A 13893-nucleotide genomic window follows, 5' to 3' on the forward strand; every position below is an offset into this window, starting at 1 on the left:
CCGCGCTCTCGTACGGTGAGGGCATGGAGACCCTGCGCCACATCGTGCTCTTCGTCCACCTCATCGGCTTCGCCGTGCTCTTCGGGGCCTGGGCGGCGCAGGCGTTCGGCGGCAAGCGGGTGTTCACGCGTCTGATGACCATCGGCATGACGATCGCCGCGGTCGCCGGCCTCGCCCTCGCCGCCCCGTGGGGCCTCCCGGAGAGCGTCGAGATGAACTACGCCAAGATCGGCACGAAGCTCGTCATCCTCCTCGTGATCGGCGCCCTGCTCGGCATCGGCACGGCGCGCCAGAAGCGCGACCAGGTCGTGCCGCCCGCGATCTTCTGGCTCGTGGGCATCCTCACGGCCGTGAACGCCGCCATCGCCGCGATCTGGCGCTGACGCGCGGATCAGCCCCGGCTGCGCTCTTAGAGCGCGGATGACTGCTCCCCGGCCCCATCCGTACGGATGCGCTGGCCGTTGCGTCCCCCGCGGGCGAACGTGGCGGTGACGCCCGGCGGGACGTCGGAAGCCGCCACCGGGCTCGACGACCAGGTGCAGGCGCGCACGTGCACGAGGTCTGCCGCCACCGCGGCCGGATCGTCGTCGTAGCGCCACGGTCCCGTCAGCCGCCCGAGCCAGAAGAGTCCGTCGACGTCCCTGGTCCAGACGAGGGTTCCCGTCGGAAGCGCCGCGAAGCGCTCCAGCCGCCGCGCGGCCCGCTCTCCATGGCGGGCGTCGACGGCGGCGAGCGCCGCAGTCAGAGAGCCGGGCGTGCTGTCGAGCCGCCCACCCATGCCGCAGACGCCCTCGGCGAGCGCACGCTCGACCGCGACTCCCGGCGCGACGGCATCGTCGCGAGAGCGCATCGGTGCGCGGTAGGCGAGCGGTTCGCCGGGGCCATCGTCCGTCATGGGAGCGGCACGAGGGTCGCCTCGACATCGCGCCCGTCGACCGCGACGCGCATCATCGTGTGCACGGGCTGTCGACGCCGGTCGGTCGGAGAGCCCGGGTTGAGCAGCCGCAGACCGTTCGGCGTGACGGTGTCCCAGGGGATGTGCGAGTGTCCGAAGATCAGCACGTCGACATCGGGGAAGGCGAGATCCATCCGCTTCTCCCGCCCGGTCGCGGCGCCCGTCTCGTGGATGACGGCGACGGCGGTGTCCTCCACGGTGAACCGCGCGATCTCCGGCAGCACCCGGCGGATCTCGGGGCCGTCGTTGTTGCCGTGCACACCGTGGAGCACGCGCGCGCGGGACTGGAGCAGCTCGACGGTGGGGAGATCGACCCAGTCCCCCGCGTGCACGACGACGTCGGCCTCGTCGATGGCCTGCAGCACCGCGTCCGGCAGCCGCTTCGCCCGCTTCGGGACGTGCGTATCGGCGAGGAGCAGCATCCGTGTCGTCATGATCCCCCTCCGGCCGGTCTCCCCCGACTCTACGCGCGGGCACCGACGCCCTCGACCCGGTCCGTCATCAACGTCCAGGGAACTCCCAGGAAGGCGTAGACTCGCCCGAGTCCGTCGGTATACCGGCGGAGGATCGGAGACCCCTTGAGCACCGCCACCACCCCCGCGAACCCCCGCTCGCGCGTCATCACCGCGAGCCTCGTCGGCACCACCATCGAGTTCTACGACTTCTACGTCTATGCGACGGCAGCCGTGCTCGTCTTCCCCACACTCTTCTTCCCGAGCACGAACGACACCGCGTCGCTGCTGTCGTCGTTCGCCGTCTTCGGCGCGGCCATGGTCGCCCGCCCGATCGGCGCCGTCGTCTTCGGGCACTTCGGCGACAAGTTCGGGCGCAAGGCGACCCTCGTCGCCTCGCTCCTCACCATGGGCATCGCGACGTTCGTGATCGGCCTCCTGCCCACGTTCCAACAGATCGGCTGGGTCGCCCCGCTGCTCCTGCTGATCCTCCGTCTCGCCCAGGGCTTCGCGCTGGGCGGCGAGTGGTCGGGCGCCGCGCTCGTGGCCACCGAGAACGCCCCGAAGGGCAAGCGCGCCTGGTACGGCTCGTTCCCGCAGCTCGGCGCACCGCTCGGCTTCATCATCGCGAACGGCATCTTCCTCGCCATCAACTTCGCCCTCCCGCACCCGGAGGACTCGGCGCTGAAGTCGGAGGCCTTCCTCTCCTGGGGCTGGCGCGTGCCGTTCCTGTTCTCCGCCGTCATGGTCATCATCGGTCTGTGGGTGCGGCTCCGCCTCGTCGAGTCGGACACGTTCAAGAAGGCGGAGAAGACCGGCGCGATCCGCAAGCTCCCGCTCGCGACCGTGTTCCGGCACCACTGGAAGCAGCTCATCCTCGGCACGTTCATCATGCTGGCGACGTACGTGCTGTTCTACCTGATGACGAACTTCACGCTCACCTACGGCACGAAGGCCGCCGACCTCGAGACCGCGTCGGCCGCCGCCCGCGCTGCGGCCGAGGCGACCGGCAAGGACTTCGACCCGAGTGTGTTCGCGGCGCAATTCTACCCGGGCCTCGGCTTCGGCTACACCGACTTCGTACTCATGCAGATCATCGGCGTCGTGTTCTTCGGCATCTTCACGTTGCTGTCCGGACCGATCGCCGACGCCATCGGGCGCCGCAAGCTGCTCCTGTGGGTCACGGGACTCATCGTCGTCTTCGGTCTGTCGTTCAACCTCTTCCTGCTGCCGCAGGCCGACCCGAAGTTCACCGGGGCCCTCGCCCAGGCTTTCCTCGTGTTCGGCTTCATGCTCATGGGCACGACGTTCGGGCCGATGGGGGCGCTCCTGCCGGAGCTGTTCCCGACGAACGTGCGTTACTCCGGTTCGGCGATCGCGTACAACGTGTCATCGATCCTCGGTGCGGCCGTGGCGCCGTTCATCGCGGTGGCCCTGTGGGCGGCCGTCGGCGGCGAGCCCTGGCTCGTGGGACTGTACCTGTCGTCGATGGCGGTGCTGACCTTCATCGCGCTCATCTTCACTCCCGAGACGAAGGACCACGACTACGAGGACGACCTCGGTCTCGCCTCCGCCGTCGAGCTCTAGAACCGAGACGACCGGAACGGCTGCACTCCCTCGGGGGTGCAGCCGTTCTCGTCTTCCTGGTCAGAGGCTCACAGCACCACGACGTCGCAGTATCGGGCCGCCGTCTTCGCCAGCCGGCGATCGGCCGTGAGCAGTGGGACGTCGAGGGCCTCCGCGAGCGCGACATAACCGGCGTCGTACGCGGAGACGTCCTCGCGCAGCGACCAGATCCGCGGGATGAGCCGACGCAGCGGATGGCGGGTGATCTGCAGCGCCCCGAACGCATCGAGGGCCTCGCGCGCAGCGTGCGCCGGCAACACGGACCTCATCGTGAGCCGACGGAGCACGGAGAGGACTTCGATGTCGAGGCCCGCGTGCGCATGGAACCCCTCGCCGTGCGTCCAAACCTCCTCGCCGAGCAGCGCCTCGATCGCGGCCGAGGCATCGAGCACGACCGCGTCGGCCGTCCTGCTCACGTCTGGTCCTCTCCCTCGCGCTCGTCCCGTTCACGATCACGGGCGGCGAGGATGCTCTCGCGCGTCAGAGAGACGCCGGCCGCGCGCGCTCGTGCTCGCGACGCCTCGAGGATCTCGGCATTGCTGCGGTAGCGGACGAGGTCTTCCAACTCGCGCGCTACGTAGTCCGACAGGCTCATGCGCTCCGCCGCGGCACGCTCCTTGAGCCGGGCATGCACGTCATCGGGCAGGTTCCTCACTTGCAGCATGCGAGCCATCCTGTCAGCATCGCATGCGCCACACATGCGGACAAGGGCGCCCCTGTGGACAACGCGCACATCAACACCGCCCCAAGCGTCAACGAATATTGACGCAAAGGAGGAGTCCATGTCTCACCCGACCACCATCGCCGCGGCCGAGGGCGGCGAACCCCTCGCCGAGCTCCACCGCCTGGCGGCGCTACGCAAGGAGCTCGCGCGCGCCGAAGAGGCCCAGGTCCGTCGCGCTCGCACGAGCGGCTACTCGTGGCAGGCGATCGCGAGCGCCCTCGGCGTCACCAAGCAGGCGGCACATCGCCGTTTCGGTCGCACCTGAGCCCATACAGCCGCCCCATAGGAAATGACCGCGCCCCGAGTACGGTCGAAGTACCATCTCCAGATCGAGGTCCCCCATGTCCCGCACGGCGACAGCACGCCGACGCGGACGGGGCGCACCGGCCGACGGGCCGCGCGCCACCTTCCGCCAGCTCCTCCCCTTCCTCTTCGAGCACAAGCGCACGCTCGTCGTCGTCGCCGTCCTCAGCGTGTTCGGCGCCGCGACCTCGCTCGTGCAGCCCCTTCTCGTCGGACAGGTCATCGAGGCCGTGCAATCCGACGGCACGATCGGCGTCCTCGTGTGGCTGCTCGTCGGTTTCGTGATCGTGTCGTCGATCATCTCCGGGTTCCAGCACTATCTGCTGCAGCGCACCGGCACCGCGGTCGTCTACTCCAGCCGCCGCAAGCTCATCGCCCGCATCCTGCACCTGCCGACGTCCGAGTTCGACGCACGGCGCACCGGCGATCTCGTCTCCCGCGTCGGCACCGACACCACGCTCCTCTACGCCGTCCTCACGCAGGGGCTCGCCGACGCCGTCGGCAACGTCGTGCTCTTCGCGGGCGCGCTCATCGCGATGCTGCTCATCGACCCCGTTCTGCTCCTGCTCATCGTCCTGGTCATCGGCGTCTCCGTCGTGGTCGTCGTCGCCCTCAGCGGCCGGATCCGGACGGCGTCCACGGCCCAGCAGGAGAAGGTCGGCGAGCTGGCCTCGGGCGTCGAGCGGGCCGTCGGCTCCATCCGCACCATCCGGGCCTCCGGTGCGACCGAACGCGAGACCGCGGCGGTGACGGAGCGGGCCTCCGAGGCGTACGGCATCGGCGTGCGGATCGCGAAGATCTCCTCGCTCGTGGTGCCGGTCGCCGGCATCGCCCTCCAGCTCTCCCTGCTCGTCGTGCTCGGCGTAGGCGGCTTCCGCGTCGCGGCCGGAGCCATCTCGATCGCGGCCCTCATCTCGTTCGTGATGTTCCTCTTCCTGCTGGTGATGCCGCTCGCCTCGACGTTCGGCGCGATCACCTCCGTCAACCAGGCCCTCGGCGCGCTCGGCCGCATCCAGGAGGTGCTCGACCTGCCCACCGAGACCCGGGACGACGCGGCCACCGCCGCGGCCCTGCCCCGTGACGAGGAACCGGCTCCGGACGCCCCCGCTCTGGAGTTCCGCGACGTGCGCTTCCGCTACCCGGAGAACGTCGTCGCCGCCCGCCGTGCCGCCGCGAGGGAGGCGCAGACCCTGCTCGCCGATGCGCACCTGGAGCAGGCCGAGGCCGCACCCGACCCCCAGGACCACGAGGTGCTCCGCGGGGTGTCGTTCGCGGCCCCTCGTGGGGCACGCGTGGCGCTGGTCGGTCCGAGCGGAGCGGGGAAGAGCACGATCCTCTCCCTCATCGAGCGCTTCTACGACCCGACGGGCGGATCCATCCGGTTGAAGGGGCACGACACCCGCACCTATCCGCGGGACGAGCTCCGCGCCCACTTCGGCTACGTCGAGCAGGACGCTCCGACGCTGGCCGGCACCCTCGCCGAGAACCTGCGGCTCGCCTCCCCCGACGCCACGGACGCGGACTGCGAGCGCGTGCTCCGCGCCGTGAACCTCGGCGACGTGCTGGAACGGAACCCGCTCGGCGTCGACGCTCCCGTCGGCGAGGACGGCGTGATGCTCTCCGGCGGCGAGCGGCAGCGGCTCGCGATCGCCCGGGCGCTCCTCACGGACGCCCCGATCCTGCTGCTGGACGAGTCGACCTCCTCGCTCGACGGCGTGAACGAGCAGCGCATGCGCGAGGCCATCGATGCGGTCGCCACAGACCGTACGCTCGTCGTGATCGCCCATCGTCTGTCCACCGTCGTCGACAGCGACCTCATCGTCGTGCTGCAGGACGGCGTGGTCGTGGGACAGGGCACCCACGCCGAGCTCGTGGAGTCGACCCCGCTCTACCGCGACCTCGCCCGCCACCAGCTCCTCGCCTAGCTCCCTGCCCCCCTGTACACCGCCGAGACCCCGGCTTTCTGCCGAGACCCCGCCTTCCGCACGTATGCGGGGCGGGGTCTCGACGCGAAACCGGGGTCTCGGCGGGATCGGGCACACGAAAGCGGGGCGTCGGAGACCACTCAGCCATGGGTTCGTCTCTGATGCCCCGCCTTCGCGGGTAGGGCTCGACCCGGAGGCCGAGGGTGCCGGCTCCCCCGAACCGGCACCGGTCTGGGGGCTACGCCTTCGCGAGGCGGTAGCGCAGCGACGCGAGCTCCGTGCGGAGGGCCGCGGGCACCCGGTCGCCGAAGGTGTCGTAGAACTCCTCCGTGAGGTCGGCCTCGGCCTTCCACGCCTCGGGGTCGACGGAGAAGAGCTCGTCGAGGTCTTCCGCGGGGATGTCGAGCCCGTCGAGGTTGAGGTCCTCCACGCGCGGCAAGCGTCCGATGGGGCTGTCCACCGCCGGCACGTCACCGGCCACGCGGCGGATGATCCAGTCGACGACGCGGGAGTTGTCGCCGAATCCGGGCCAGAGGAACCGGCCGTCCGCTCCGCGACGGAACCAGTTCACTTGGAAGATGCGCGGCGCGCGGTCGAAGCGCAGGCCCCGGCCGACCTTGAGCCAGTGACCGAAGTAGTCGGCCATGTTGTAGCCGCAGAACGGCAGCATCGCGAACGGGTCGCGGCGCAGCTCGCCGACCGTGCCCTCGGCCGCCGCCGTGCGCTCGGAGGAGATGTTCGAGCCGAGGAAGACGCCGTGCGTCCAGTCGGTGGCCTCGACCACGAGCGGCACGTTGCTCGCGCGGCGTCCGCCGAAGAGGATGACGTCGAGCGGCACGGCCTCCTCCCAGTCCTCGGAGATCTGCGGGCACTGAGCCGCCGACACCGTGAAGCGCGAGTTGGGGTGCGCCGCGGGACGACCGGAGTCGGGCGTCCAGTCGTTGCCCTCCCAGTCGATGAGGTTCGCGGGCGCCTCGTCGGTCAGGCCCTCCCACCACACGTCGCCGTCGGGGCGGAGCGCGACGTTGGTGAAGATCGTGTTGCCCCACAGCGTCTCGACTGCGGTGACGTTGGTCGACTCACCCGTTCCGGGCGCGACGCCGAAGAAGCCGGCCTCGGGGTTGATGGCCCACAGGCGGCCGTCCTCGCCGGGACGGATCCAGGCGATGTCGTCACCGAGGGTCTCGACCTTCCAGCCGGGGATCGTCGGACGCAGCATTGCGAGGTTCGTCTTGCCGCATGCCGAAGGGAAGGCCGCAGCCACGTGGTAGGCCTTGCCCTGCGGGTCGATCACGCGGATGAGGAGCATGTGCTCGGCGAGCCAGCCCTCATCACGCGCGATCACCGAGGCGATGCGCAGCGCGAAGCACTTCTTCGCCAGGATGGCGTTGCCACCGTAGCCCGAGCCGTACGAGTAGACCTCGAGCGTCTCCGGGAAGTGCACGATGTACTTGTCGTCGTTGCAGGGCCACTCGACGTCCGGTTCGCCGGCCTCCAGCGGAGCACCGACGGAGTGCACCGTCTTGACCCACGGCGCGCCCTCGGCGATCTGGCGGGTGACCTCGTCGCCCACGCGGGTCATGATGCCGATCGATGCGACGGCGTAGGCGCTGTCGGTGATCTGCACGCCGATGTGCGACAGGGGTCCGCCGACGCGACCCATCGAGAACGGCACGACGTACATCGTGCGGCCGCGCATCGAGCCCTCGAAGATCTCGTCCATCTTCGCGTGCATCTCTTCCGGGTCGGCCCAGTTGTTGGTGGGCCCGGCGTCCTCCTCGCGCTCCGAGGCGATGAAGGTGCGGGCTTCGGTGCGGGCGACGTCGCTGGGGTGCGAGCGCGCCAGGTACGAGCCGGGGCGCCACTCGGGGTTCAGCTTGATGAGCTTGCCCTCGTCGACGAGTCCGCGCAGCAGCCAGTCGTTCTCGGCGCGCGAGCCGTCCACCCAGTGCACGGCGTCCGGCTGCGTGAGCGCGCGGATCTCTTCCACCCAGGCGGCGAGCTCGGCCATTGCGGGGGTGTCGTAGGAGGGGGCGGTGCCGAACGTGCGCGTCGGGGTGACAGGGGACGTGCGAGGGGTGAGGACTTCGGCCATGGCCATGACTGCTCCTTCGAAGTGTGGGGCGTTGCTTCCATCTTCTTCGCCCTTGACGCGGACTTTCGGCCAAACCGAACGATAAGAATCGCTGTTCTTTCGCTAGACTCAAACAATGGCGTCCTCCGGCATCCACCTCACGACCCTCGGCCACCGCATCCGGCACCGCCGCCTGGAGAAGGGGTACACCCTCGACGAGCTCGGCGCCCTCGTCGGCGTCGCCGGCTCCCAGCTCAGCCTCATCGAGAACGGCAAGCGCGAGCCCAAGCTCTCCCTCCTCCAGGCGATCGCCCAGGCCACCGGCACCGAAGTGACCGACCTCATCTCCGGCGAGCCGCCGAACCGGCGTGCCGCTCTGGAGATCGAGCTGGAGCGGGCCCAGGAGAGCCCGGTGTTCCGTCAGCTCGGTGTCTCCCCGGTCCGCGTCACGAAGGGCATGAGCGACGAGACCATCGAGTCCATCCTCGGCCTCCACCGCGAGCTGCAGCGCCGCGAGCGCGAGGCCATCGCCACCCCGGAGGAGGCCCGCCGCGCCAACACGGAGCTGCGACTGCGGATGCGCGCGCAGAACAACTACCTCCCGGACATCGAGAAGCTCGCGGAGAAGCAGCTCAAGGCCGCCGGCCATTCGCAGGGCGCTCTGACCCACCGCACCGTGAGCATCATGGCCGAGAAGCTCGGCTTCGAACTCATCTACGTCAACGATCTGCCGCACTCGACGCGCTCGGTCACCGATCTCGAGAACGGCCGTATCTACCTGCCCCCCGCCTCGATCCCCGGTGGACACGGCCTGCGGTCGATGGCACTGCAGGCCATGGCGCACCGCCTGCTCGGGCACACGCCGCCGACGGATTACGCCGACTTCCTGCAGCAGCGGTTGGAGATCAACTACTTCGCCGCGTGCTGCCTGATGCCGGAGACCGCCGCGGTGGCCTTCCTGCAGCAGGCGAAGAAGGATCGCAACCTCGCGGTGGAGGACTTCCGCGACGGGTTCGGCGTGACGCACGAGGCCGCCGGCATGCGCATGACCAACCTGCTCACGCAGCACCTCGGCATGTCGCTGCACTTCCTGCGCGTCGACTCGACCGGAGCCATCACGCGCGTCTACGAGAACGACGACCTGCCCCTGCCGATGGACGTGACGGGAGCGGTGGAGGGGCAGCGCGTGTGCCGGAAGTTCCAGGCCCGCTCCGCCTTCACGGAGCAGAACCGCACCGTCGAGCACCACCAGTACACGGACACCCCGTCCGGCACGTTCTGGTGCTCCACGCAGACCGGGTCGTCGAGCGAGGGCGAGTTCTCCGTCACGGTCGGCGTGCCGTTCGACGACGCCCGGTGGTGGCGGGGACGCGAGACGAACGACAGGGCCGTGTCGACCTGCCCCGACGAGGCGTGCTGCCGCCGCCCGTCGGCCGAGCTCACGGAGCGCTGGAAGGGACGGGCGTGGCCGAGCGCCCGCGTGCACACCCACATGTTCTCGCCGCTCCCCCGCGGCATGTTCCCCGGCGTGGACGACAACGAGGTCTACAACTTCCTCGGCCGCCACGCGAGTGAGTGACCCGCCGACCCACCCCCTTGCGTGCGCCCCGGCCCGCTACGCGCTGCCGTAGGGGGCCGGGAGGCACGGAAAGGGGTGGGTCGACGAGGGCTCAGGCGATGAAGGCCGCGAAGCGGGCGAGTGCGGCGGTGACGGCGGCGGGGTCCTCGGGGGGCTCGAAGAGAGTCGGAGGGGTGGTGCGCGCGGCGGCGGCGTGCGTCCAGCAGCCGATCACGCGGCCGTGCTCCACCACGGTCGCCCGGACCATCCCGTTCTTCCCCGGCCCGACGGCGGCGAGGTGTTCCGGAGCGCACACGACGGTGCGGTCGGCATAGGAGATGTAGTACTCGTCGAAGGCACCGAGGGCGAACACGGACGGCCGGCCCGCCGCGCGCCGGGGCGTGGTACTCCCGACGAAGACCCCCTCGTCGACCTCGGTCACCCGGGGTGCCGCCCGCTCCGCCGCCTCCCGGGACCGCCCGAGCGTCAGGCCCGACCACCACGCGAAGTCCGCGACCCCGGCGGGCCCGTGTCCTTCGACGTAGCGGACGAACAGCTCGGCCAGCGGGTCGTCCGGGCGGGCGTGGTCGCGGATGTGGTCCGCTGCGAGCACGAACCGCTGCTCCCGCGTGATGCCCTCCCGCGGCACGACCGGCCCCTGCACGAGCACGCCGGAGACGGTCATCGCGAACAGCAGGTGGATGCCGCGCTGCCCCGAGGGGTCGATGCCGATGCCCTCGAGCACCGCGAAGATCTCGCTCCGGGTGAGGCCGCCGTCACGGAGCCGCGGCGTGAGCTCCCGGACGACCGCGTCGATCATGGCGTCGTCGATGCCGAGCTGCCGCTGTCGGGAGGCCGCCTGCTGCTGCTGCCGTGCGGCCGTGACCTCCAGCACCCACCCGACATCCCGCGCGGGGATCGTGTGGAGCGTCCCCCGCATGGTCCAGGCCCGGACGAGGTCCCCGCGGTCGAACGCGGCATCGACGTCGCGGAGGCGTACGTCGCCCTTCGTCCGCACAGCCAGCGCCCACCGTCCGGCCGTGAAGTCCTGGCTCTGCACCGCCAGCAGCCGCCCCGCCGCCCCCGCCACGTCCGCCTCCGGCGCGGTCAGCCCCTGCCACCGCAGCCGCTCCTCCCGCCATCGTGGGGTCTTCATGCCCCTCATCATGCCGCGACCCACCCCCTTTCGCGTGCCCCGGCCCCGTGCGTGCGGACGCAGGGGGCCGGGTCGAGCGGAAGGGGGTGGGTCGACGGGAGAGGTCAGAGGGTGACTTCGCGGCGGGTGGGGAGGACGACGGGATGCGAACCCGCCATGGTCTCCAGCACCCGGACGACCTGGCAGGAGTATCCGAACTCGTTGTCGTACCAGACGTAGAGGATGAGGGTGTCCTCGTCGGCGATCGTGGCCAGACCGTCGACGATGCCGGCGCGGTGCGAGCCGACGAAGTCCGTCGAGACCACCTCGGGGCTCTCCACGTAGTCGATCTGCTGCCGGAGCTTCGAGTGCAGCGACACCCGGCGCAGGTAGTCGTTGACCTGGTCCTTGGTGGCGGGGCGCTCCAGCGTGAGGTGCAGGACCGCGAGCGAGACGTCCGGCGTCGGGACGCGGATCGCGCTGCCCGTGAGCTTGCCCTCCAGCTGCGGGAGGGCCTTGGCCACGGCCTTCGCCGCCCCGGTCTCGGTGATCACCATGTTCAGCACGGCGGAGCGGCCGCGGCGGTCGCCCTTGTGGAAGTTGTCGATGAGGTTCTGGTCGTTCGTGAACGAGTGCACGGTCTCGACGTGGCCCTTCACGACGCCGTAGGCCTCGTCGATCGCGGCGAGCACCGGGGTGATGGCGTTGGTCGTGCACGACGCCGCGGAGACGATGCGGTCTTCGTCGGTGATCGTGTCGTCATTGATGCCCTGCACGATGTTCTTCAGCGGGCCCTTACCAGGGGCGGTCAGCAGCACGCGGGCGACGCCCGTCGCACGGAGGTGCTGGGAGAGTCCGGCCTCGTCGCGCCAGCGGCCCGTGTTGTCGACGACGATCGCGTCATCGATGCCGTAGGCGGTGTAGTCGACCGCCGCCGGGTCGTCGGAGTAGATGACCTGGATGCGCGTGCCGTTCGCGATGATCTGCTCGGCCTCTTCATCCACCGTGACCGAGCCCGCGAAGCGGCCGTGCACCGAGTCGCGCAGCAGCAGCGACGCGCGCTTGACGAGGTCGTTCTCGGAGCCGCGGCGCACGACGATGGCGCGGAGCCGGAGTCCGCTCCCGCCGCCGGTGTGCGCGATGAGGATGCGGGCCAGCAGCCGGCCGATGCGCCCGAAGCCGTAGAGCACCACGTCGGTCGGCGGCGCCGGGACCGCGCCGACGGCCGGGGCCAGGGTCTCGGCCAGGTACTCCTCCAGCGGGCGGCCGCTCTCCGCATGCCCCTCCACGAGGCGGGCCACGTCGATCGACGAGGCGCCGGGGGCGAGAGCGTGGATGCCTTCGAGCACCGCCAGGCTGTCCTCGACCTCGAGGCGCGCGTGGCCGAGCTGGGCCACGCGCTCGTGCACCTCGACGAGGCCGGTGGCCGAGAGGCCGAGCAGGCGGTGGCCGTGCAGCGAGGTGACCACGTCGCGCTCGCGCTTGAGAGCCCCGATGAGCGGGATCATCCGCTCCGCCAGCTCTTCGCTCGCCGTCCATTCGTCGCGGTGTGCCGCGGAATCGTTCATCTGCGTCCTTGCATGTGTGAGCGCGCGCCGAGGTCGCCGGCGCGCGCGAGGTTGCCGGGGTGTTCGGGGGATGACTCCAGGGTACAAGCCGCGGAACCGCGCGCCGAATCGGTCGGCGCGGGACATCCCGAGTGCGCGAGTTTTACGTCTACACTGGTGGAATAATGAGCAGCGCACTCCTCGGCGACGACGCCGACCTCCTCCTCCGCGGTGGCCGCATCCACACGTTCGACGCCACCGATTCCGTCGCCACCGCGATCGCCGTCCGCGACGGGATGATCGTCGCCACCGATGCCGCGGCCGAAGCCCTCCCAGCCCGCGAGATCGTGCAGCTCGACGGCCGCACCGCGATCCCCGGCCTCAACGACGCGCACCTCCATGCCGCGTGGCTGGGCGCGCGCTGGCCGCACCTCTTCTTCTCCGACACCCCGCCCGACGAGCAGCCGACCGGCCGTCTCGTGACCACAGCCGGTGAGCGACGCAGCGCCCTGCGCCGCGCCTGGGTTCTGCTCGCGGAACTCGGCATCACGAGCTACACGGAGCCGGGTATCGGCCCCGGGGAGGACGACGGGGAGACCGGCTGCTTCGGCACCGACATGCTCGAGTCCTATGTGGAGCTGCACCGCGAGGGGGCCCAGACCTCGCGCGTCACGCTGCTGCGCCTGTTCGGGACGATCGACGGGGAGAGCTCCCTGGAGGACTTCGCCGCCGGTCTCCCGATGCCGCCGCCGACGACCGACCCGCGCTGGCTCGCGATCCCCGGCGTGAAGATCTTCGCCGACGGCATTCCGCCGATGGCCACCGCGTGGACGTCCGACCCGTACCCCGACGGGACGACCGGGCACTTGCTCACCCGCGGCGACGCCGATCCGCTCAGTGCCTTCCAGCAGATGATCGCCCTGGCCGCCGGTCGCGGACTCCAGATCGCCGTGCACGCCACCGGCGATCGCTCGATCGAGGAGTTCCTCACCGCACTGGAACGCGCCGGCGAGACTCCCCCGCCGCCGGCACCCCACCACGTCGTGCACGGCGACCTCGCGACGCCGGCGCAGATCCGCCGCGCGGAGCGTCTCGGCGTCGGGTTCGCCGTGCAGCCCCTCATCGCCGCGCACACGCACTCCTGGGCGGCCGTGCAGCTCGGAGAGGCCCGCGTCGCCGCCGCCTGGCCGCTGGCCGAGATGCTCTCCTCGGGGGCGCTGACCACGCTGACCAGCGACGCGCCGATCGCCACGCCGGACTGGCGCCCCAGCCTCGACGCCTCCCTCGCCCTCCTCGCCGCCGACGGTCGGGCGGACGACGCCGCGACTCGGCGCCGGCTGCTGCGCACCATGACGGCGGACGCCGCGATCCAGGACGGTGCCGCGACCTGGAAGGGAACCCTCGAACTCGGCAGGGTCGCGGACATCACGGTGCTCGACGAGGATCCGTGCACCCCGGGGCGCCCGTTCGCCGCCCTCCAGGTCGAGCGCACGATCGTCGACGGCCGCACGGTGTTCGCGCGCGGCTGACCACCCACCCACGAAAACGGCGGGCGGCATGTTCACGCATGCCGCCCGCCTCTGATCCCCCTCGG

At 70.7% G+C, this 13893-nt stretch carries 13 protein-coding genes; 6 read left to right on the top strand and 7 right to left on the bottom strand.

Translation table 11 applies throughout. The annotated features are described in order from the left end of the window. Positions 1–23: 23 nt before the first annotated feature. Positions 24–383, top strand: coding sequence for a Fe-S protein (locus ACIGJI_RS05070; protein ID WP_363445750.1), 360 nt, complete (start codon positions 24–26; stop codon positions 381–383). 26 nt (positions 384–409) lie between these two features. Here the strand turns inward: ACIGJI_RS05070 and ACIGJI_RS05075 are convergent, their stop codons facing one another. Together ACIGJI_RS05075 and ACIGJI_RS05080 are read right to left on the bottom strand one after the other, a co-directional pair. Continuing rightward, positions 410–895 carry a GAF domain-containing protein gene (locus ACIGJI_RS05075; RefSeq protein ID WP_366244474.1) on the bottom strand — a complete coding sequence of 162 codons (486 nt, stop codon included), beginning with the start codon at positions 893–895 and terminating at the stop codon, positions 410–412. Beyond that, entirely contained in the window at positions 892–1389 is a 498-nt protein-coding gene (locus tag ACIGJI_RS05080) for a metallophosphoesterase (RefSeq protein ID WP_292793984.1), read from the bottom strand. The genes ACIGJI_RS05075 and ACIGJI_RS05080 overlap by 4 nt, the downstream gene beginning before the upstream one ends. Positions 1390–1533: 144 nt before the next feature. Between ACIGJI_RS05080 and ACIGJI_RS05085 the strand changes: the two genes are divergently transcribed. Next, positions 1534–2994 (top strand): MFS transporter, encoded by a 1461-nt coding sequence (locus ACIGJI_RS05085; protein ID WP_363445745.1) that lies wholly within the window; start codon positions 1534–1536, stop codon positions 2992–2994. A gap of 68 nt (positions 2995–3062) precedes the next feature. Here the strand turns inward: ACIGJI_RS05085 and ACIGJI_RS05090 are convergent, their stop codons facing one another. Both ACIGJI_RS05090 and ACIGJI_RS05095 read right to left on the bottom strand, forming a co-directional pair. Beyond that, positions 3063–3449, bottom strand: coding sequence for a type II toxin-antitoxin system VapC family toxin (locus tag ACIGJI_RS05090; RefSeq protein ID WP_363445743.1), 387 nt, complete (start codon positions 3447–3449; stop codon positions 3063–3065). Continuing rightward, on the bottom strand, positions 3446–3706 hold the full coding sequence (locus tag ACIGJI_RS05095) for a FitA-like ribbon-helix-helix domain-containing protein (RefSeq protein WP_396667013.1): 261 nt from the start codon (positions 3704–3706) through the stop codon (positions 3446–3448). The genes ACIGJI_RS05090 and ACIGJI_RS05095 overlap by 4 nt, the downstream gene beginning before the upstream one ends. A 109-nt stretch (positions 3707–3815) precedes the next feature. Between ACIGJI_RS05095 and ACIGJI_RS05100 the strand changes: the two genes are divergently transcribed. Both ACIGJI_RS05100 and ACIGJI_RS05105 read left to right on the top strand, forming a co-directional pair. After that, complete coding sequence (locus ACIGJI_RS05100; RefSeq protein ID WP_187663555.1) at positions 3816–4022, top strand: AsnC family protein; 207 nt, start codon at positions 3816–3818, stop codon at positions 4020–4022. Positions 4023–4098: 76 nt separating this feature from the next. Further along, the gene (locus ACIGJI_RS05105; RefSeq protein ID WP_363445739.1) at positions 4099–5985 is read left to right on the top strand and encodes an ABC transporter ATP-binding protein; all 1887 of its coding nucleotides are present in this window, start codon (positions 4099–4101) and stop codon (positions 5983–5985) included. Between the two features lie 238 nt (positions 5986–6223). Here ACIGJI_RS05105 and ACIGJI_RS05110 read toward each other — a convergent pair whose 3' ends face one another. After that, complete coding sequence (locus ACIGJI_RS05110) at positions 6224–8086, bottom strand: phosphoenolpyruvate carboxykinase (GTP) (protein ID WP_363445737.1); 1863 nt, start codon at positions 8084–8086, stop codon at positions 6224–6226. Positions 8087–8195: 109 nt separating this feature from the next. Between ACIGJI_RS05110 and ACIGJI_RS05115 the strand changes: the two genes are divergently transcribed. Then, positions 8196–9638: an XRE family transcriptional regulator gene (locus ACIGJI_RS05115; protein WP_071328117.1), complete on the top strand. Its 1443-nt coding sequence runs from the start codon at positions 8196–8198 to the stop codon at positions 9636–9638. A 91-nt stretch (positions 9639–9729) separates the two neighbouring features. Here the strand turns inward: ACIGJI_RS05115 and ACIGJI_RS05120 are convergent, their stop codons facing one another. Next, positions 9730–10773 (bottom strand): winged helix DNA-binding domain-containing protein, encoded by a 1044-nt coding sequence (locus ACIGJI_RS05120; protein WP_363445735.1) that lies wholly within the window; start codon positions 10771–10773, stop codon positions 9730–9732. A 104-nt stretch (positions 10774–10877) separates the two neighbouring features. Next, a complete protein-coding gene (locus ACIGJI_RS05125; RefSeq protein WP_363445733.1) occupies positions 10878–12320 on the bottom strand; it encodes a glyceraldehyde-3-phosphate dehydrogenase in 1443 nt (480 codons plus the stop codon). Positions 12321–12484: 164 nt separating this feature from the next. Here ACIGJI_RS05125 and ACIGJI_RS05130 point away from each other — a divergent pair, with 164 nt between their 5' ends. Beyond that, positions 12485–13828, top strand: a complete 1344-nt coding sequence (locus ACIGJI_RS05130) for an amidohydrolase family protein (protein WP_363445731.1) — start codon at positions 12485–12487, stop codon at positions 13826–13828. The last annotated feature ends 65 nt before the right edge of the window (positions 13829–13893 follow it).

This window comes from Microbacterium sp. NPDC064978, from assembly GCF_044543605.1.
GTDB lineage: Bacteria > Actinomycetota > Actinomycetes > Actinomycetales > Microbacteriaceae > Microbacterium > Microbacterium meiriae.

Coding starts and splice junctions, on each gene's coding strand:
- ACIGJI_RS05110 (WP_363445737.1), bottom strand. CDS start 8,086: ATGGCCATGGCCGAAGTCCTCACCCCTCGCACGTCCCCTGTCACCCCG.
- ACIGJI_RS05095 (WP_396667013.1), bottom strand. CDS start 3,706: ATGGCTCGCATGCTGCAAGTGAGGAACCTGCCCGATGACGTGCATGCC.
- ACIGJI_RS05080 (WP_292793984.1), bottom strand. CDS start 1,389: ATGACGACACGGATGCTGCTCCTCGCCGATACGCACGTCCCGAAGCGG.
- ACIGJI_RS05100 (WP_187663555.1), top strand. CDS start 3,816: ATGTCTCACCCGACCACCATCGCCGCGGCCGAGGGCGGCGAACCCCTC.
- ACIGJI_RS05105 (WP_363445739.1), top strand. CDS start 4,099: ATGTCCCGCACGGCGACAGCACGCCGACGCGGACGGGGCGCACCGGCC.
- ACIGJI_RS05125 (WP_363445733.1), bottom strand. CDS start 12,320: ATGAACGATTCCGCGGCACACCGCGACGAATGGACGGCGAGCGAAGAG.
- ACIGJI_RS05115 (WP_071328117.1), top strand. CDS start 8,196: ATGGCGTCCTCCGGCATCCACCTCACGACCCTCGGCCACCGCATCCGG.
- ACIGJI_RS05120 (WP_363445735.1), bottom strand. CDS start 10,773: ATGAAGACCCCACGATGGCGGGAGGAGCGGCTGCGGTGGCAGGGGCTG.
- ACIGJI_RS05130 (WP_363445731.1), top strand. CDS start 12,485: ATGAGCAGCGCACTCCTCGGCGACGACGCCGACCTCCTCCTCCGCGGT.
- ACIGJI_RS05070 (WP_363445750.1), top strand. CDS start 24: ATGGAGACCCTGCGCCACATCGTGCTCTTCGTCCACCTCATCGGCTTC.
- ACIGJI_RS05075 (WP_366244474.1), bottom strand. CDS start 895: ATGACGGACGATGGCCCCGGCGAACCGCTCGCCTACCGCGCACCGATG.